The organism is Gilliamella sp. B2717 (genome assembly GCF_026536675.1).
Lineage (GTDB): Bacteria > Pseudomonadota > Gammaproteobacteria > Enterobacterales > Orbaceae > Gilliamella > Gilliamella apicola_I.
Window position 1 is genome coordinate 54,992 of sequence record NZ_JAFNNQ010000093.1, and the last position, 20,098, is coordinate 75,089.

Consider the following 20,098-nt stretch of genomic DNA (forward strand, 5'->3'; position numbering starts at 1 on the left):
TAACCACATGATTAAAAATAAAATAGTTTCGTTTTTATCAACCAATGGGCTTAAAAAAGGGCATTATCAAATTTTAGCAGGTCCACTGCTAATTTTATTGATTCTTTCAATGATGGTATTACCGTTACCTGCGTTTATTTTAGACCTGTTTTTTACCTTCAATATTGCGTTATCAATTATTATTTTGATTGTGGCATTGTTTACTAAGCGTGTACTTGATTTTGCTGCTTTCCCAACCGTGTTATTGTTTGCGACTTTATTACGCTTGTCATTAAATGTTGCCTCGACGCGGGTTGTTCTGTTAAAAGGTCATACTGGCAGTCATGCCGCAGGTCGGGTGATTGAAGCTTTTGGTCATTTTCTGGTAGGTGGTAATTTTGCGATAGGTATTGTGGTTTTTATCATTTTGGTGATTATTAATTTTATGGTTATTACCAAAGGGGCAGGGCGAATAGCCGAAGTCGGTGCTCGTTTTGCATTAGATGGTATGCCCGGTAAGCAAATGGCAATTGATGCGGATCTAAATGCTGGATTGATTGGTGAAGACGAAGCCAAAGCACGCCGAGCCGAAGTCACCCAAGAAGCCGATTTTTATGGTTCAATGGACGGAGCAAGTAAATTTGTTCGGGGTGATGCGATTGCTGGCTTATTGATAATGGCAATTACCATTATCGGTGGGCTGTTAGTAGGGGTTGTACAACATGGTATGGCACTAGCGGATGCGAGTCAGACGTATGTATTATTAACTATTGGTGATGGTCTGGTTGCTCAAATCCCTTCTTTAATTATTTCAACGGCTGCTGGCGTGATTGTGACAAGAGTGACATCACAAGAAAACATCAGTGAACAGATGCTAAACCAGTTGTTTAAAAATCCACAAGTATTAATCTTGACTGCGGTAGTCATTGGATTATTGGGTTTGATTCCGGGTATGCCAAATTTAGTGTTTTTACTGTTTACTGCGATATTAGTTGTGTTGTCTTGGTGGCTTAATAAGCAGAAGAAAAATGATACGACTGCCAGCACTAAGCAAGTTGATACGCAAGCAACGACACCGAGTAATATTGAAGCATCTTGGTCGGATGTCAGTATTGAGGATATTTTAGCAATGGAAGTGGGGTATGGATTAATCCCTATGGTAGATCAAACTCAGAATGGTGAATTATTGGGTCGGATACGCAGTTTACGGAAAAAGTTTGCTCAAACGTTTGGTTTTTTGCCGCCTCAAGTTCATATCCGAGATAATTTATCGCTCGCGCCTTATCAATATAAATTATTTATTAAAGGCGGGGAAATAGGAAAAGGTGAAATTGTTAATAACAAATGGTTAGCGATTAATCCGGGGAATGTGGCAGAAACCATTGACGGAATACCCACTACCGAGCCTGCGTTTGGTTTGCCTGCGGTATGGATAGACGCAAGTAATAAAGAAAATGCTCAAATTTTAGGTTATACCGTTGTTGATACCAGCACCATGATTGCGACGCATTTTAATCATTTATTACAACAGTTCGCCAGTGATTTATTAGGACGAGTGGAAACACAAGAGTTATTGGATCATGTTAAACAAGATATTCCAAAATTGGTGGAGGACTTCATACCGGGCGTCATTACGTTAACGACGTTTCATAAAATACTCCAAAATTTAATCGCCGAAAAAGTGTCAATACGTGATATGCGCACAATTATCGAAACCATAAGCGAACACGCACCGAATCAAAACGATGCTTATCAATTGCTTAGCCTAGTGCGAATAGCATTAGGAAGAGTGATAACACAACAATGGTTTCCGGGGAATGGGGCAATTAATGTCATTGGTTTAAATGTGAATTTGGAGCGGTTGTTGCTACAAGCACTCCAAAATACCAGTAATGTTGAACCAGGATTAGCGGATCATATTATTCAACAAGTTAAGCAAGCTTTAAATCAGCAAGATGCCATTGGTGCACCGCCTGTACTCTTGGTTAACCACACATTAAGACCGATGCTATCACAATTTTTAAGGCCCCATTTTCCACAGCTAGTGGTGTTGTCAAACTTAGAAATCACGGATAATCGAGAAATTAAAATGACTTGTCAAATTGGTACAGAATAGTACCAGAAATTTGATTAATAAAACTTAAATTGATAGTTCAGCAATAAAAAGCGCTATGAAATAGTGAACAGGCATCAGCTGTTCACTATATAAAATAGATTTTTATCTTATTCTGTCACAACCGTAAAACGTTGTTTAATGTGTTTGGCATTTTCTGCTTCATCAACCATGGCAATGGCATAATCAGCATAGCTAATTTGGCTTTTTCCTTGAGTATTGAATAAAACCTGTTCACCGCCTGCTTTGTAGTGACCTGTTCTTGCGCCATCGGCAATAAACTCAATAGCTGGGCTTAAGTAAGTCCAGTTCACATCCTGACATTTTTTTAATTCATCAAGTGCTTTAGCCATATTATTAGCTAGTGGTTTGAATTCTTCCGGAAACTCGGGTGTATCAACTAAACGAATAGTATGTTCAGGATTGACATATAAACTACCTGCACCACCAACAACTAATAAACGGTTAGGTTTACCGCTTAAAATATCAGTTAAATGTTTTAAACTTGTTTGATGTTGAGGCAGTGATTCAAGGCTCCATGTCGCAAATGCATCGACAATAACATCAAAAGGTTTCAAATCTTCATAAGTCAGATCAAACAAATCTTTCACTAAAACTTTCGCCTTGGGATCGACATGCGCATTTTGATGACGAACAATCGCTGTCACGTCATGCCCACGCGCAATTGCTTCTTTAACTATCTGACTGCCTGATTTACCACTTGCACCAATAACAGCTATTTTCATCTTTTTGACTCCTTTATTCTTTATTAATTTAATAATATTGTTGGATTCTGGTTTTAGGTTTTGTAAACAAAAATCGTTAAGTAATGAATATTTTTAGATTAATATTCAAAGTATCTATTGTAAAGTAGGTACTAAATAGTAATATAGTTACCAAATTAATACTATAATTGAATTTAAAGGATTTTTATTATGTCTCTCAATGAAAATTTACCCCCTTGTCCCGTCGAAACTACGCTTATGCTAATGGGCGATAAATGGAAAGTCTTAATTGTTCGTGATTTATTAACGGGCACTAAACGCTTTGGCGAATTAAAAAAATCCTTAAACGGCATATCACAAAAAGTCTTAACCCAGCACCTACGTGCAATGGAAAAAAACGGATTAATTCATCGCAAAGTCTATGCCCAAGTACCTCCTAAAGTTGAATATACCTTGACCGAAGTCGGACAAAGTTTAAAACAGGTTCATGATGCTATGTTAGAGTGGGGAAGTGCTTATAAATTAAGGCAATGTGTTAAGAAATAGGTTTTTAACATGAATAAAAAGCTATTTTTTGCCAATTATATTTAATGATCGTTTTGTTAATGATATTAATAGTTATTTAAGATTTTTTTGAAAATTTGACCTGTATCACATATTTAATTAGATTTGTTCACTTTTTTATCTTGTTTTAAGTTAAACTTCGTTTCAAAAATTTATCTTTACAATAGATTATCTATATTTGAAAGGAAAAAACATTGGAAGCAATAAAAACATATTGGTTTTTAGGCGCTAAATTTAATGGTAGTGAAGACCAAACAGAACGTTTTGTTAGATTAGGTATTTGGGAAAATGGTTACGATAATAAATATTTAAATACTGTACGTGGTATTAGTGTTGGAGATCGTGTTGCAATCAAGTCAACCTATAACTTAAAAAAAAATTTACCCTTTGATAATAAAGGTCAAGCTGTTTCAGTCATGGAGATTAAAGCGACTGGTATTGTGACAAAAAATTATGGTGATGGAAAGTTATTAGAAGTTAAGTGGCAAAAAACGAATTTGAATAAAAAATGGTATTTTTTTACTAATATAGCCACTATTTGGAGTGTTAAAGATGATGAATGGTTATCAAAACAATTAATCAACTTTACTTTCTATAATAAACCACAGGATATTGACTATTTTCGGAATGCGCCTTATTGGCGATCTCGTTATGGAGATAACGATACTAATTTTCGTACACAATTATTTAAATGGATACCATTTTATGAAGCAGTTGCTGATAATTTATTAATTTATCAAAATAAAGAGAAGCGTTCTGAATTAATGGTTTTTATAAATGAACTTGCAATAGAATTTAATCTCTCTTATTTACTTAATAAAAATATACATGATATTTGTCCGTTTACAGCGCTAGGTACTTTTAACCGAAATATCAAAGAAATCACACGAAAACAAATAGCAAAAAAGTGGGCGGAATTTCTTAAAATTGAAGAATCTGTCCCTAACTCTTTTGAAGGCATACCATTACTTAATAATCAACTTTCTTGGTTTTTTACCAACTCCGAAAATCAACAACAAGAGATTGATAATTTATGGGAATTTTATGCTACTGCACTGAAATTTTCTAATGCTGATGAAAACTATCAAGATGAGTTTGAACAAAAATTTGACTTAGTCATGTCACAACCTTATTGCTCATGGCAATTAACCAATGGTTTATTTTGGATTCGCCCTCATGCTTATGTCGTATTGGATAAGGTTTCAAAAGTTTATCTTACAGATGAATTGGGTTTGATAAAAGATAAGCGATTATCCAAAGGATATTTTAACGGTAATGATTATCTTAAGTTACTTGATAATTTAGCCGTGAGATTTAACGAAGATTACTTTCCTAATCACTCTTTTCCAGAGCTTTATTTAACCGCATTACGTAAATATCAAAGTAGCATATCACATAATGAAAGTTTAATATCAAATAATCAATGGCAATTTAAATTATTGCAACTGATTAAGGAGCTATGTCAAAAAAATGGAACTGATGTTTTTCAACGTAAAGAGTTTCTTAATAAATATCGAGAACAGCTTGAAGAAGAATTTCCTAATAATAGTGTAATAGGAGAATCGGTCAGCAATACATTGCAAAGATTAAGAGATAAGGATTTCTTGCAATTTTTGGGAAATGGAAAATATCGATTAGTCAGTGATAATATTGATGAGCAAAATGAAGAAATTATTGAAAGTGATGATGATATCGTTGAACAATTATTAGTTAAACAACCTTATAAATTAGAAAGTTTAATTCAAGAAAGTTGTTTTGTCGATGAACAACAATTACAACAGATGTTAGCAAGCTTAAAAATGAGAAAGAATATCATTTTACAAGGTCCCCCAGGTACGGGTAAAACTTGGTTAGCTAAAAGATTGGCTAATATTGTAATTGGCTATAAAGATTCAAATAATATTCGAGCAATTCAATTTCATCCTAATCTATCTTATGAAGATTTTATTCGTGGTTTTCGTCCCGCTAGTGATGGTAAGTTAGCGCTGATCGATGGTCCTTTTTTGGAGATAATTCATCAAGCCAGAAATGATCCTCAATCTAAATATGTTATGGTTATTGAAGAGATTAATCGAGGTAATCCCTCACAGATTTTTGGTGAAATGCTAACACTGCTTGAAGCTGATAAGCGAACACCGAGTGAAGCATTAGAATTGACCTATCGCCGTGAACAAGAAAATGGAATATATATTCCTGATAACTTATATGTCATTGGTACGATGAATATAGCGGATCGTTCTTTAGCATTAGTCGATTTTGCACTACGTCGACGTTTTGCGTTTTTTACTTTAGATCCTAATTTTTCAGAAAAATGGTTAAGCTATATGATTAAAAAAACAGGGCTCAATAGTAAGCTTTTAGAAGAAATAAGAGAAAGAATGAATGAATTAAATGAATTCATTGCTCAAGATAGAATGTTAGGAAGTGCTTTTGCTATTGGTCATAGTTATTTAACTCATCATAGAGCTATACCGAAAAGTGAAGGTTTAGTGTGGTATCAAAATATTATTGATACTGAAATTAAACCATTATTGGAAGAGTATTGGTTTGATGAAAAAGATAAACTTAACAAAGCAATGAAACTTATTACGATTGCATATAAACAATCTCAATGAATACTAAATCGACAATAAAACAAAATATCACATTAAATAAAATACCTATTAGAAACATATGGTTACTTTTATTGTATGCATCAGATTCTTATAAAGAGCTTGATGAACAGCAGCGAATAAATTTTGAAGAAAATCCTGAAAAAATTGTTGAGCTGACTGCTGAAATTTATTGCAAGGCAGTGCACAAAGGATTGCGTTATTCATTATCTAACAGTTATCAACCTGAAAAGCAGGTTTTAACACGTGTTAGAGGAAAAATTGATTATTTAACTACCACACGTAAATTATTACTTGAAAAAGGTAAAATCCATTGTCGATATGATGGATTAACAAATAATACACCAAAAAATCAATATATTCATGATGCTGCCCATGTTTTATTAAGGCAATTAACTAATGATAAATTGATAAAGCAATGTAAACAAATAACCAATCGTTTTAAAGAGTTAAAAATCGGTAAATCTAACTATTACAACCCTGTTATTGATCAGTTCAATCGATCAAATCCTCATGATAATCTATTAGTTTCGGTGGCTAAATTGGTTCATAGTTTGTCTATTCCAACAGAATTATTCGGTAAAGAAACACTTAATACGTTGGAGAAAACTGATCAGTGGTTAAGAGCATTGTTTGAGAAAGCGGTGATTGGTTTTTATCGGGTTAATCTTGATCCAAATGAATGGCAAATCGAGTCGAATAAAAAGTTTAAATGGCAATGTACCCAATCGACGGACAACATTGGACATTTTATGCCAGAAATGATTACCGATTTAATTATAGAAAATAACAAAACTCATTCTCGCTTAATTGTGGATACTAAATGTACATCTATTTTTAAACAATCAAGCCATTCATTTATAACAGATCATTTATATCAGCTCTATGCTTATGTAAGAAGCCAAGAAAAAATTGACGACCCTTTATCGTTTTCAGCATCAGGTATGTTACTTTATCCAACAGTGGATGAATCAATAAATGAACATACCCTAATTCAAGGACATCAATTAAATTTTTCTACTATTGATTTGAGACAAGAAAACATGAAAATTAAGGATTGTTTACTGTCTTTATTAGCTTAAAGTACATAAGCAATCTACATCAAGATTCGACACCATTAGAATGCATTGATGCATTCAATCGAAAAGTTTATAACCAAGCACCACCTAATATGGAATTCACACATTACCCATACATAAGATAAATAAATTAATAGGATAATATTGATTAAGCAAAGAATTATGGTTCATTAGCCTCAACTTTAGAACAAATAACATAAAATTCATTCGGCTTTGAGTCTTTATCCTGACCAATAATTATGGTATCAGGGTAAAGTTTATTGTCCGTAATAGGGGTAATATCTTTTCGGTATATGTCTGTATCATTCAATGGAATGGGTTCTTCACAGCTACGCAATATAGCGTTAGCACCAATCAATTTAGCGAACTTGTGCATATCACCTTTGGCTTTAGCATAAAAAGATGTGACAAAATTATCGCTTTCATAACGAATCATATTAACCCATACATTCTTGATTTTGATAGGTTGCTCAAAATGGTATTCGATTTCAGTGATCTTATCTTGTTGTTTGTTTTTTATGGTAATTTTTTGTTTTTCAAGTTCAGCAATAATTTTTTTATCTTTGATGGCAAAAGGCTTTGATTGACATAATAGAGCAGTTTTAAATTGTTCTTTAACGGTAGCTATTTGGGTGACATCACTTGATGCGTGTCCGGATAAACTGACAAAAAATAAGATATAACCTAACAGTAAATATAATTTTTTCATGTTTAATAGCTTGTCGTAAGGTTAGATATTGAGTTAAACAGTACTACTAATGACCTGTTAAATTTTAATCTAATTCTACCATTGACCTTAAATCGGGTATACCAATATTTCATGATTTTTAATATCATCCAAACAGCTACCATATCGCAATTTTGTTGAAACTATATTACTATAATTTTATTGATCTTTATTCAGCAAAATTATTATGAGCAAGTCATCGAGCCACTTAACCATTAAAGATATTGCCAAACTAAGCGGAGTAAGCAAATCAACGGTTTCAAGAGTAATTAACCATGACCCAATGGTGAAGGAAGCGACACGTAATAAAGTCAATGCTATTATTGAACAATATCAATTTACGCCGTCTAAATCTGCAAGAGCAATGCGAGGTTATGGCAATAAAGTGATTGGTATTATTGTCACTCGTCTCGACTCGATGTCTGAAAATCAAGCTGTCAGTAGCATGCTGCCAATATTTTATCAACATGGCTATGACCCGATTATTATGGAAAGCCAATTTAATGTTGAAAAGGTTGAAGAACATTTAGCCATGTTGAAAGATAAGCAGGCTGACGGTGTGGTAGTTTTTGCCTTTACAGGATTGGATAAGGGGGGATTGTCTTTCTGGCAAAATAAGAGTGTGGTTATTGCTCGTTCATTCCCTAATCATATGTGTGTTTGTTACGATGATATCGGTGCAGTAACTCACTTACTTGAGCATTTATATCATCAGCAAAAACAGCGTAATATTGCTTTTATTGATATTGAACAACAAGACCAAACTACCGGTGCGCTACGTTATCAAGCTTATCTGGATTTTTGTCAGCTTCATCAAATAACGCCTAATGCTTGTTTAGGAAAATTAAGTTATCTATCAGGCTATCATCTTGCTCAAACAGTCATTAAATCATCACCTTCTGCCATTGTTTGTGCGACTGAAACGCTTGCTTTAGGCTTACATAAATATCTTCATGAAAAGCAATATAAAAATATCATTGTTGCGAGTATCGGGCAGAGTGAATTGCTCCGTTTCCTTTTTCCACAAACGTTATCTGTGGAGTTAGGTTTTGATAAAGCTGGAACTTATACCGCTCATGAATTACTCCGAATGTTAACCAATGGGGTGGAACTTAAAACGGTGACGATTCCTTGCCAACTGGCTGTTAATAAATAGTAATAACAATCTAACAGTATTATATTTTTTATTAATTATGTGAGATCTATCACAAATAGGGAACGTTCCCATTTATTGTTTGTCTTTTTCAATCTATGCTAAATCCTAATTCAAACATAGCCAATGTATTAATAGCTAATTCGGCTAAATATTTATGATAGGGAGACTTGGAGATGGCTAAAGATCCTAACATCACCTCAGAATCGATAACCGCATTGATTGATTGTGTGGGTGGAAAAGAAAATATTGCGAGTGTTACCCACTGTTTAACACGATTAAGATTTGCACTGTCTGATCCCAAATTAGCCGATATAAAAGCCATTGAGGGATTACCTTTTGTAAAAGGTTGTTTTAATAATGCTGGGCAGTTTCAAGTTATTATTGGAACGGATGTTGATAGTTATTACAAATTATTGATTGATCGATTAAATATTGATGAAGCGACTAAAGAGCAAACAAAAGCCGCAGCTAAAAAAAATATGTCATGGTTTGAACGCTTAATTTCAAATTTAGCTGAAATTTTTGTGCCATTATTACCCGCACTGATTGCAGGGGGATTATTACTCGGCTTACGTAATGTTATTGGTGACATGCCAACTATAAACGATAAACCGCTTACTGACACTTATACTTGGTTGGTACCTATTCATAGTTTTCTTTGGTTACCTTGTGAAGCGATTTTCAACTTTCTACCGGTAGCCATATGCTGGTCTACAGTCAAAAAAATGGGCGGTTCCCCTGTGTTAGGGATTGTTTTAGGGATAACATTGGTTTCCCCACAACTGATGACTGCTTATGATCTAGGGAAAAAGATTCCCGAAGTGTGGGATTTTGGTTGGTTTACTATTGCTAAAGTTGGTTATCAGGCACAAGTTATACCGTCAATTTTTGCCGGTTTAGCGTTAGGGTGGATTGAAACTCGATTACGTAGAATTGTCCCTAATTACCTAACTTTAGTGATTGTACCAATTGTATCAATATTATTAGCCGTTGTACTTGCGCATTTTCTTTTAGGACCAATCGGACGAATGTTGGGCAATGGTATTGCTTATGTGGTTAAATACCTAATGACGGGCGATTATGCCTTCATTGGTTCGGCTATTTTTGGATTCTTCTATGCACCTTTGGTTATTACTGGAATTCACCATACTACATTAGCTATCGATATGCAGATGACACACAGTATGGGTGGTACACCGATTTGGCCAATTATTGCCTTATCCAATATTGCTCAAGCTTCAGCCGTTGTTGGTATCATTCTAATCAGTAAAAAACATAATGAGCGCGAAGTTTCCATACCTGCTGCGATATCAGGTTACCTAGGTGTAACTGAGCCAGCTATGTACGGTATCAACTTACGCTATAAATTCCCAATGTTCTGCGCCATGATTGGAGCGGCGAGTGCTGGGTTAATCTGTGGTTTACATGGTGTATTATCTAATGGTATAGGTGTGGGTGGATTACCTGGCATTTTATCCATAAAACCGATTTATTGGGGAATTTATGCATTAGCCATGGTTGTGGCAATTGTCGTACCTATTGTTTTAACATCAGTTGTTTATAAAATAAAATTGAAAAAAGGTACGTTAGATATTCGCTAAACATGATTTAATAACCGTTAACCGTTCTATTATGGAACGGTTAATTTATGACAGATGAATAATTAAGAGCAAACAATGAATACGAACGAAATCCCTTGGTGGCAAAATGGAACTATTTATCAAATCTATCCCAAAAGTTTTCAAGCCAGTGGTACTGGTTCAACGGGGGATTTATTAGGCATTATCAGCCGATTGGATTATCTTAAAAATCTGGGCATTAGTGCGATTTGGTTAACGCCAATTTATCCCTCTCCGCAAGTTGATAATGGTTATGATGTATCGGATTATTATGATATTGATCCGGCTTATGGCACGATGGAAGACTTTGAATTATTGGTTAAGCAAGCGCATGAACGTGATATCCGTATTATGATGGATATGGTATTTAATCACACGTCAACAGAGCATCCATGGTTTAAATCCGCCTTAGATAAAACCAGTCCTTTTCGATCGTTTTATATTTGGAAAGATGCCAAAGCTAACGGTTCAGAACCCAACAATTGGCGGTCAAAATTTGGCGGTAATGCTTGGCAGTGGCATGAGCAATCAGGACAATACTATTTACACCTGTTCGCAAAACAGCAAGCTGATCTCAATTGGGAAAATCCAACTGTTCGCCAAGAGATTAAAAACGTCTGTCAATTTTGGGCGGATAAAGGCGTCGATGCATTAAGGCTTGATGTGATTAATTTGGTCTCTAAACAGCAGGATTTTCCGGATGACGTGAATGGTGACGGACGAAGATATTATACAGACGGCCCGAAAATACACGAATTTTTGCAAGAGATAAGCCAAGATGTTTTCCTACCTAATGGTTTAAAAACAGTGGGCGAAATGTCATCCACTACATTAGAAAACTGTCAAAAATATGCCGCATTGGATAGTAAAGAATTGACCATGACGTTTAATTTTCATCATTTAAAAATTGATTATCCAAATGGGGAAAAATGGACGCTGGCTAAGCCCGATTTACTTGAACTCAAAAAAATACTTGGCTATTGGCAAAAGGGTATGCACGGTAAAGCGTGGAATGCAATTTTCTGGTGTAATCACGATCAACCTCGCATTGTGTCACGTTTAGGTAATGAAGATCAATATCACAGCGAATCAGCTAAAATGCTGGCGATGATTCTTTATGGATTACAAGGCACGCCATATCTTTATCAAGGTGAAGAGATCGGGATGACCAATCCCCATTTTACTCATATTTCGCAATACAAAGATGTAGAAAGTCTTAACATCTACCAAGAAAAAATTGCCGAAGGTATGTCAGAGTCTGATATGTTAGCGATTCTTGCCAGTAAGTCACGCGACAATAGCCGAACGCCAATGCAATGGGATAATACTACCAATGCCGGATTTAGCCAAGGTAAACCTTGGATCGAGGTGGCAAACAATTATCCAAAAATCAATGTTAAGTCAGCGCTTAATGATCCTAACTCAATCTTTTATTGCTATCAAACCTTAATCAAATTACGCAAAATGTATCCGATCTTTATTTTCGGTGACTATCAAGATTTGACGCCTGATATTGCTAATTGTTGGTGCTATGTCAGACATTGGAATAATCAAACGTTACTTGTGATAGCCAATCTGACCGAAAATACGGTTAAATGGCAATTACCTAAAGGGTTTGAAAATCGTCATTGGCAAAGATTGCTAGCTAATTATGAAAACCAAACTGTATTAAAGCCAGAAATGGTGTTACAACCTTATGAGGCAATGTATTGGTTGAATCTAAATAGTTAAACGGTTGTATCAGGTTACTAAGATATACGCTAAATAATTTTGTTCTATTGAATTAAAAAATCGTTGAGCGAATTAGGTAGTAAGAAAATGCCAACACTTGTGTTGGCTTCTTGACTGAAACGCCATAATATGTTGTTCCTCAAAAATTGTGGATAGTCCATATGGGTCATCAATTCCGTTATGTTAGTTAATCAATAGCTAATCAAAATCATGTAAAATAATGGGTTAATCATACTCTTTTTATGTGTAAATCTAACTTTCCTGTTATAAAAAACGGGTTATCAGAACGTCAACTATACCCACTTTAGCAGTAATTAATTAGCATAAGTGATGAATATCAATATTTTTTAATTTGTTGGAATAAATTTTGCAAAAATAATTCAGGAGTATATACCGTAATAGTTTGCTTTTTGGAGAATTAAACCTTCATGCGATTTAAAATTAAAAATTAGCTATTTTTTTTGCTGTCAGCCATACTAGATGGTAACGTTTGCATCGCTCTACTTAGCTATAGTTTGTTAACACCGCCTATTCTTATCCTCTATTAACCCAATAAAATAGTGTTGCCATTCGGTTAATTAATGCAATATAATCAATTATATGTTTAAATATTCAACAGATAAATCATTATGAGTAAACGGATAGCCGTTCTAGGTGATACTACTACGACTGGTGGCAAAATCATTTCAGCATCGGATCAAAGTTTTTGTGCAATTGAAGGTGTAGCTTGTCTTGGGGATTATGCCTACTGTCCTAAATGTAAAAGTACTGGAAAAATTATAGAGGGTGCTGATAATTTTATCGTAGCGGGTAAACCTGCTGCTTATGATGGTTGTATGATTGCATGTAAATGCTCTCCAGTCGGTTATAATAAGATTATAGCAACAAAAAGTACTATATTTGTTGGTGTAAAAAATCCAAGTAGTCATTTTGCTACAATGACAAATACCTTTGTAAAAAATGACCTATATAATAATTTAAGCAATGAAGTAGAAAAAAATAGTCAGCAAGATGTAGAGGCTTATTTATTTACTACAAGATGGGACAATTTCACACAATTCGGTACACATTCTGCACTTTATATTCATATCAAAGGTGAAACTCCTTTAATTTTTGATCCCAATGGCGATTACATGCGACAATATCGAGGACAAGCAGAAGCTTTTTATGATGATGGAGACATCCCTTTTTCAATAGAACAATTTATCAAATACCATGAGGAAGATGGTGATTATGTTTCTCAACGTGAAATCACTTTAACACGAGAGCAAGCGCTGAATATTGAAAAAAGAATTATTAATGGTAATTATGCGACTTTTATTGGTTTTTATTGTGCGCGTGCCGTTTCATCTGTTTTAGATGAATATGGTCTACAAGAACTTTATTTGTTACCAGGCTCTTTGGAAGAAGCAGTAAAAGAAATTGAAGATAAAAAAGGACAAACTAGTGAAAACAATTAATATTATGATTATATTGATATTTAATGTTATTGGAGCATTTATAAGTTACCAATGGTGTTATTCCTTAATTATAAGAAAACATCATCGTTTTCCACCAGAATCACATTATTTAATATTTTATGGTTTGTGTTATTTTTGTTTTTTTATTATTTCAATCGTGCTTTTAAAAAAAACAAAACGTCCTACAGGATTAGTAATTTATGGCGTACTTATTGGAGTGCTGATTAACTTTATATTAGCGGTTCTCTATATATTAATTATGAGTGGCGGTTATGATAAATCATTGTTTAATATTGAGTTTATCATGGGTGTTTTGTGTGTGACATCACTTTTCACCCTTAATTTTATAATTTATCCGGCAATTTTATTATGCTGTCATTATTCTATTGGTGGGATACAAAAAATATCAAGTAAGCTTGCTTTAAAGCAATAATCATTTGTCCGAACTAGTCAAGAAATCGCCCAACTATTTTAAACTGTTGAACTTATTAGATTGGATTGTTGATATTGAATTATCCGCTGTTATTTTAGGCGTTATTATAATAAAAATTAGTAAAATTAGAATCCAAACTAAAATGCTAAATAATTTTTATTGTAGTTTACGATGAACCTATCAGGCAAACATAAAATAGTTATCATAGGTATGACCAAAATTAATTAACTACTGCTAAGTCTAAGAAAAATATGCTATATTATTTTTTAAGTGATTTTACAAGGTGATAAAATGGATATTAAATTAACCAAGCATGACAAACGCTATATTGAAAGCACAGACGATGTCTACAGCATTATGCAACGTGTGTTATTGCGTGATAACCAAATCGACCAAGAAAAAGAACATCTTTGGATGATTGGCATGAATCAAGCTGGTTATATCCTGTATATCGAACTGATTGCGCTTGGCAGTTATAAATCGGTCGATGTTGAACCGATGAATGTATTTCGTGTTGCGGTAATGAAAAACGCCTCACGCGTGATATTAGTTCATAATCACCCGTCAGGAACGCTGACGCCATCCGAAGCAGATAAAGATATCACCGATCGCCTAATTCAAGTTGGCCGTATTCTAAATATCGACCTAATCGACCACCTAATCATCACCCCAAAATCCTATATCAGCTTCCGCAGTACTAAACTGATGGACGAGTTAGAACAAAGCCTAAAGTATGTCCCTACTTATCAAGTAGTTGAACGCATCCGTAAGGAAGAAAAGTTGATTGCTAAAGAGAAGTTGGCGGTTGAAAAGGATAAGACGAAAACAGCTCAACAAAAAGCAAAAGCGGAAAAGGAACAAAAAGAAGCAGCGCTTGCACAAGCCAAGGCATTAGCAAATGCGTTATTTAATAAAGGTGTTGATATTGAAACTATTGCAAAATTAATGGAAGTTACTCCGAAAAAAGTTAAGAGGATTTTGGGAAAACCAAAATAACTTTTTATTCTCTATCCCATTTATCTTTTTTATATGAACAATAACTGCATAATCCGTCCAGTTCTTGTTCATCTAAGGATAATTCTTCCTCACAATATATACATGTTATATATTCCAATTCATAATGACAGGCCAAGCATAATCCCTCATCAAAAGAAAATGAACCATTACCACACTCAGGACAAATGCCTGTTTCTGGTTCTCCACCTTGAGCAATATTATAATGGCTGTTACCATATAAAGCATCAGTAATTGATGAACCTATAACCTCCAGATATGAAGATTCTTCACCGCAACCCCTACATAAAAAATCAGGATCTTCTACTGTGTTATCATCAACAACTTTAATTAATTCTGAATCACATTTTGGACATCTCAACTTATCAATAGCACTTTTTACTTGGCTATATCGCCAAAAAGCAGCTTTTAGATTATCTAAACATTCCTTTCTTTCTTGAGCATAAATATTTGAAATATTTAGCATAACTTTCCAGCATTCTTGACCTAATAACTCAACCGGTTCTGTTTCAATATAAGGGCAAAATTTAATGATCAGATGAAAGGCCTTAGTAATCGCTTCTTTTATTTGAGATTCACTTTTTTGTATATAATAATGCTCAATATCATTGCGAATTTTCTGCAATGAATTTAAATAATCTTGATTAATTGAAATATTTAGTGCTTTAAATCGATCTTTTATTTCTTGCACATCAACCGTTTTTTTACCTACACCTTTCCATGAAACAACATCTGTTTCAATATTTATCTGAGGGATAATTTTTGTTTTAATAAGTATTTCATCTGAACCATCAGGGCTCATTTGCTGTAATTTATATTTAAATAAAAGAAGAACTCCTGCATAAATATTTCTAATTGATGATTGAATCCTGCGGGAATCATCTACAATACACTCATAATCTTCAATTCCAATTTGAATAGATGCTACAGCATTATCTAAAATAGACATATTGTATTCCTTTTTATAAGAAATTAGATCTAATAAATTGATTTAATTAATAGAATTATTTATTAAAATATTTAAAAAAGTTTTATTCCTTGCAACAGCATCAGCAAAAATGCTATTTGATGAGACAAAGGTTACATGAGTCATTGAACCTGGTAAATAACCATAATACATACATCCGTTATTACTAAAAACTTTAGTAAATGCTCTATTTTTCATAACTCTTTCAATATCTACATCATCAGCTTTAAAATCACAGATAATATAACAATAAAAGTTATTTATATTACTAACAATTTTTTTGAGTGTTTCTTTATATTCATCAATCTGATCGATTGCAGAGGTTTTTTCTTTATAATCAATATTACCTTTCTTAAATTCAATCAACACAACATCTTTAAGCAACTCACTATCTTCAGGGCTATTGTACAAAATAAATAGGTCAGGCCTTTTTTCTGATGTACAATTAGAATCATTACCTATTTCTGCATTGATTTTTTTGATTGTGATATCGGATGCTGTGTATGCATAAGACATAAATTTATCATCCAAAAGCCATACGCAATTTTGATACAAGTGATCTTTATTATTTTCAGTTTTATCATCAACTACAACGCTAGTTTTCTGTGGGAAAAATAAGTTATGCAAAACATCCTCATTTTCTTGTGAATTAGTCAAAGACAGCCCTTTTTTAGCAACTAAATCCCTATGAAAGATATATTTTGCAAGCTCATGTTTATTTTGCTCAGCCACTTCAATCACTAATTCATCAGCCGAAATATTAGGCTGATCAAGTAACATTGCTAATCTATCTTCTTTTTGATTTATTTTATTTCTATATGCATCAATTATGTCTTTTTCATTAAAACTTAGATTATTAACATCAATACCATCCAAATTAATATAGCCATATCTTTCTTTTAATTTTTTTAGTCTAGCTTTATTCTCCTCCTCTAGATTAGGCTCATTTTCATGAACGATATTTAAGCATGTTTGCTTTAATTCTTGTTCAAAATTATTATTCGGGATATTAGATAACATATCTGCTTGAGTAAAATAATCATTAGATTGAAAGTTAAACTGTGTTCTCTCTGGGTTGGCATGTTCATCAAAGAAATCTGATGTAATCGCAAAGATATATTGAGTACGAAAATTATCAGATATTACTATTGGTTTAACTTGAATATTATTAGCACAATAATATATTCTAATCCCCTGTTTCTCTTTATTTTGAAATGCATATACAGTAAATTTGCAACCATTATTTACATGGTCTGTTTCCTTTAAACAATGAATATCATTGCTTTTTATTTCATCATATAACTTATTATTGACCATGAAATTAATAGAAATATGTTTTTTGGTTTCTTGCTGTTTTAAAAATAACATTAAATTAAATTTTTCTTTCACAAAATTAACACAAGAAGCAACTTGTGTTTTACGATGTTTCAAATTTAAGTTATTTAAATATATTTTTGTGTATGCATTTTGAGCATCACAATCACTTATTTTAATATTCTTCTCATCAAACTTATCTGTAAAATCAAATTCAACATATTTTTTTTCATTTGAGATGCTTTCAACGTTAATAGTTGAAGCTATTTTTAAAAATGAAATTCTCCCAATTCCTTTTCCTCCAATATTTTTCTTATGATCTGTTGCTATCTCAAGAAAGGCATCAATATTTTTCTGGGTTAAACCTTCACCATTATCTTCTATAATTATTTCACGCAAATTACCACGACTTGATGTATCACCATCTAACGCTTTTTCATACTCAAATTGGAGATTAATATTGATATTAGTTGCATTTGCCTGTATGGAATTCATTATGGCTTCTTTTAAAACATCATTAACTGTAACATTTTTATAAAAATGAGATGCAAACCCTGTGACGTTTATTTTCATTAGAATTATCTTCATTACTTAAATTTGCGTTCATAATAACCTTAATGTAATTAAACAACAATTAACAACCGTTCAAAATATAATCATAAAAATTTTCATGCGGTCATCACTGCATCAATATCTTTGTATGCCATTGTGATTTCATCAATCACGTTGGCAATCTTTTTGGCACCCAACATGGGTAGTTTGATTTGGGAAGAATAAATCAATCTTAATAAAAATAACTTATCTTTTTAAATTTCCGAAAATGCCCTTTTGGGCTTTAAAAATTATACTGAGTCACTTTACAACCCCATAAACTTGGTATAGAATTCGCCCGCTTTCCTGAATAGTGCTGCTGCAGGAAAACAGTAATTATCTTCTCAATTTGAGGAGACGCTTTTTTATTGTTTTCTAGGTGGCTATTATGTCTACATTTTCTCGTTTACAAAAACGTTTGTCCCGTCTTGGGATTGAAAGTCATTTTAATAATGATATTTATACTTTAAATAAAGAAAATACATCTGCTCAGATTTTGTTACCAAGTCCATTGCCATTAGAGCAAAAAGCGGTAGAACAGCTTCTGAACTTTGCATCAGTGAACGTCCCTAATAGTGTAGGGAAAGTTTGCATGGCTCGTGCTACACCTGATTTTCATCCAGGTGCGGTTGCGCCTGTTGGTAGTATTGTTGCTACTACGCAGGATTTAATTATTCCTGCAGCAATTGGTACTGATATTAATTGCGGTATGCGGCTTTTTACCACCGGTTTAAGCTTTGATCAGGTGTGTGAACAAAAATCGACAATTATCGCACAATTAAAACGTGTGTTATTGCAAGATGAACGCGATGTACCTGTTACACCGCAATCTTTTCAAGCATTATTTGATCAAGGTCTTGCAGCATGGTTATCGGAATTACCACAGCAAGGTTTGTGGAATTCAGTTAATTATGAACGGTTACAAGCAGAGCTTGATAAAATATCGGGTAATCATTTAATTAAGGCAGATAGTCAGTATGCACCTGAAGCCTTTTTTGAAAAGCGCGATATTATCCGCCCAGCGAGTTTAGGTACTGTCGGATCTGGTAATCATTTTGTCGAGTTACAAATTGTTGATGATATTATCGATCGACATTTAGCTTATCAATTAGGTCTTGAAAAAAATAGTGTCGTCGTCATGATTCATACCGGATCGCGTGATGTTGGTTTTTACATTGGTCAGCGTTGGCAAGATAAAGCAAAAGCTTTATGGCCGACTAATGAAAAGCAACCAAAATCAGGATTGTTTGGTTTAACAGATAGTCACGCACTAGCCTATTTGCAAGCTATGGGCGTTGCTGCCCGTTATGCTTGGATTAATCGAATTGTGATTACCGAATTGATACGTAAATCACTTGCAACTATTTTTCATCAAGATGATAGTCAACTCGTGGTCGACATTTCGCACAATATCATTTTGCCTGAACATGAGATGAATATTCATCGTAAAGGGGCAACACCTGCTTATGCTGGTCAGATAGCTTTAATCCCTGGCTCAATGGGTGATCACTCTTATGTAGCAGTGGGTAAAGGCCATGCTGATTGGTTATGGTCTTGTTCACACGGTGCTGGTCGAGCAGAAAGACGACAGGCTATGCGTAGCAAAAAAGTCGAATATGATAAGGTTAATTTGCCATGGCAATGTATTACTTTAAAAGAAGAACGCCTACGTGAAGAGGCCCCTACAGCCTATAAACCTATCACACCTGTGATTGAAGCACAACAAAACGCCGGTTTGATTCAAACAGTGGTTAAACTTAAGCCGTGGATTACGTTTAAAGTATAATTTTGATAAAACCATGCTAGCTTTGGCTAGTGTGGTTTAGCATTGTGGTATTAATATTTTAAATAAAAAAGGCGCACAATGTACGCCTTTCTTACTTGTTTGCATCGGTGATGCGATAGAAGGTTTTAAATTATTTAATAACCTTAGCAACAACACCCGCACCAACAGTACGACCACCTTCACGAATCGCAAAACGTAAACCTTCTGCCATCGCGATTGGGTGAATTA

15 protein-coding genes and 1 pseudogene are annotated in these 20,098 nt (G+C 33.8%); 11 read left to right on the forward strand and 5 right to left on the reverse strand.

Annotated features, from left to right (window positions below; all coding sequences use genetic code 11):
- Positions 1–7: 7 nt before the first annotated feature.
- On the forward strand, positions 8–2,095 hold the full coding sequence (gene flhA, locus J3U35_RS09640; protein ID WP_267361011.1) for a flagellar biosynthesis protein FlhA: 2,088 nt from the start codon (positions 8–10) through the stop codon (positions 2,093–2,095).
- A 107-nt stretch (positions 2,096–2,202) separates the two neighbouring features.
- Here flhA and J3U35_RS09645 read toward each other — a convergent pair whose 3' ends face one another.
- Positions 2,203–2,838 (reverse strand): NAD(P)-dependent oxidoreductase, encoded by a 636-nt coding sequence (locus tag J3U35_RS09645; RefSeq protein WP_267361013.1) that lies wholly within the window; start codon positions 2,836–2,838, stop codon positions 2,203–2,205.
- 189 nt (positions 2,839–3,027) lie between these two features.
- Between J3U35_RS09645 and J3U35_RS09650 the strand changes: the two genes are divergently transcribed.
- From J3U35_RS09650 to J3U35_RS09660, 3 genes are all read left to right on the forward strand, one after another.
- Positions 3,028–3,363, forward strand: a complete 336-nt coding sequence (locus tag J3U35_RS09650; protein WP_267361015.1) for a winged helix-turn-helix transcriptional regulator — start codon at positions 3,028–3,030, stop codon at positions 3,361–3,363.
- Positions 3,364–3,575: 212 nt separating this feature from the next.
- Positions 3,576–5,996: an McrB family protein gene (locus J3U35_RS09655; RefSeq protein ID WP_267361017.1), complete on the forward strand. Its 2,421-nt coding sequence runs from the start codon at positions 3,576–3,578 to the stop codon at positions 5,994–5,996.
- The gene (locus tag J3U35_RS09660; RefSeq protein WP_267361019.1) at positions 5,993–7,075 is read left to right on the forward strand and encodes a 5-methylcytosine restriction system specificity protein McrC; all 1,083 of its coding nucleotides are present in this window, start codon (positions 5,993–5,995) and stop codon (positions 7,073–7,075) included. The genes J3U35_RS09655 and J3U35_RS09660 overlap by 4 nt, the downstream gene beginning before the upstream one ends.
- Positions 7,076–7,232: 157 nt before the next feature.
- Here J3U35_RS09660 and J3U35_RS09665 read toward each other — a convergent pair whose 3' ends face one another.
- On the reverse strand, positions 7,233–7,781 hold the full coding sequence (locus tag J3U35_RS09665; RefSeq protein WP_267361021.1) for a hypothetical protein: 549 nt from the start codon (positions 7,779–7,781) through the stop codon (positions 7,233–7,235).
- Positions 7,782–7,986: 205 nt separating this feature from the next.
- Between J3U35_RS09665 and treR the strand changes: the two genes are divergently transcribed.
- From treR to J3U35_RS09695, 6 genes are all read left to right on the forward strand, one after another.
- Positions 7,987–8,955, forward strand: coding sequence for a trehalose operon repressor TreR (gene treR, locus J3U35_RS09670; protein WP_267361023.1), 969 nt, complete (start codon positions 7,987–7,989; stop codon positions 8,953–8,955).
- A 173-nt stretch (positions 8,956–9,128) separates the two neighbouring features.
- Positions 9,129–10,556 (forward strand): PTS trehalose transporter subunit IIBC, encoded by a 1,428-nt coding sequence (treB, locus tag J3U35_RS09675; protein WP_267361025.1) that lies wholly within the window; start codon positions 9,129–9,131, stop codon positions 10,554–10,556.
- 75 nt (positions 10,557–10,631) lie between these two features.
- Positions 10,632–12,305 carry an alpha,alpha-phosphotrehalase gene (gene treC / locus J3U35_RS09680; protein ID WP_267361027.1) on the forward strand — a complete coding sequence of 558 codons (1,674 nt, stop codon included), beginning with the start codon at positions 10,632–10,634 and terminating at the stop codon, positions 12,303–12,305.
- A gap of 629 nt (positions 12,306–12,934) precedes the next feature.
- Positions 12,935–13,765 (forward strand): PAAR domain-containing protein, encoded by an 831-nt coding sequence (locus J3U35_RS09685; protein WP_267361029.1) that lies wholly within the window; start codon positions 12,935–12,937, stop codon positions 13,763–13,765.
- Positions 13,752–14,198 carry a hypothetical protein gene (locus J3U35_RS09690; RefSeq protein ID WP_220216083.1) on the forward strand — a complete coding sequence of 149 codons (447 nt, stop codon included), beginning with the start codon at positions 13,752–13,754 and terminating at the stop codon, positions 14,196–14,198. The genes J3U35_RS09685 and J3U35_RS09690 overlap by 14 nt, the downstream gene beginning before the upstream one ends.
- A 291-nt stretch (positions 14,199–14,489) precedes the next feature.
- On the forward strand, positions 14,490–15,194 hold the full coding sequence (locus tag J3U35_RS09695; RefSeq protein ID WP_267361032.1) for a JAB domain-containing protein: 705 nt from the start codon (positions 14,490–14,492) through the stop codon (positions 15,192–15,194).
- Positions 15,195–15,198: 4 nt separating this feature from the next.
- On the opposite strand, the gene J3U35_RS09700 is transcribed toward J3U35_RS09695, so the two are convergent.
- Positions 15,199–16,161: a hypothetical protein gene (locus J3U35_RS09700; RefSeq protein WP_220216081.1), complete on the reverse strand. Its 963-nt coding sequence runs from the start codon at positions 16,159–16,161 to the stop codon at positions 15,199–15,201.
- A gap of 42 nt (positions 16,162–16,203) precedes the next feature.
- Positions 16,204–18,066 carry an ATP-binding protein gene (locus J3U35_RS09705; RefSeq protein ID WP_220216080.1) on the reverse strand — a complete coding sequence of 621 codons (1,863 nt, stop codon included), beginning with the start codon at positions 18,064–18,066 and terminating at the stop codon, positions 16,204–16,206.
- A 406-nt stretch (positions 18,067–18,472) separates the two neighbouring features.
- Between J3U35_RS09705 and J3U35_RS09710 the strand changes: the two genes are divergently transcribed.
- Complete coding sequence (locus J3U35_RS09710; protein WP_267361035.1) at positions 18,473–19,870, forward strand: RtcB family protein; 1,398 nt, start codon at positions 18,473–18,475, stop codon at positions 19,868–19,870.
- Between the two features lie 130 nt (positions 19,871–20,000).
- On the opposite strand, the pseudogene J3U35_RS09715 reads toward J3U35_RS09710, so the two are convergent.
- Positions 20,001–20,098: pseudogene (locus tag J3U35_RS09715) on the reverse strand (elongation factor Tu); the annotation flags it as partial.

Coding starts and splice junctions, on each gene's coding strand:
- flhA (WP_267361011.1), top strand. CDS start 8: ATGATTAAAAATAAAATAGTTTCGTTTTTATCAACCAATGGGCTTAAA.
- J3U35_RS09645 (WP_267361013.1), bottom strand. CDS start 2,838: ATGAAAATAGCTGTTATTGGTGCAAGTGGTAAATCAGGCAGTCAGATA.
- J3U35_RS09650 (WP_267361015.1), top strand. CDS start 3,028: ATGTCTCTCAATGAAAATTTACCCCCTTGTCCCGTCGAAACTACGCTT.
- J3U35_RS09660 (WP_267361019.1), top strand. CDS start 5,993: ATGAATACTAAATCGACAATAAAACAAAATATCACATTAAATAAAATA.
- J3U35_RS09665 (WP_267361021.1), bottom strand. CDS start 7,781: ATGAAAAAATTATATTTACTGTTAGGTTATATCTTATTTTTTGTCAGT.
- treR (WP_267361023.1), top strand. CDS start 7,987: ATGAGCAAGTCATCGAGCCACTTAACCATTAAAGATATTGCCAAACTA.
- treB (WP_267361025.1), top strand. CDS start 9,129: ATGGCTAAAGATCCTAACATCACCTCAGAATCGATAACCGCATTGATT.
- treC (WP_267361027.1), top strand. CDS start 10,632: ATGAATACGAACGAAATCCCTTGGTGGCAAAATGGAACTATTTATCAA.
- J3U35_RS09685 (WP_267361029.1), top strand. CDS start 12,935: ATGAGTAAACGGATAGCCGTTCTAGGTGATACTACTACGACTGGTGGC.
- J3U35_RS09695 (WP_267361032.1), top strand. CDS start 14,490: ATGGATATTAAATTAACCAAGCATGACAAACGCTATATTGAAAGCACA.
- J3U35_RS09700 (WP_220216081.1), bottom strand. CDS start 16,161: ATGTCTATTTTAGATAATGCTGTAGCATCTATTCAAATTGGAATTGAA.
- J3U35_RS09705 (WP_220216080.1), bottom strand. CDS start 18,066: ATGAAAATAAACGTCACAGGGTTTGCATCTCATTTTTATAAAAATGTT.
- J3U35_RS09710 (WP_267361035.1), top strand. CDS start 18,473: ATGTCTACATTTTCTCGTTTACAAAAACGTTTGTCCCGTCTTGGGATT.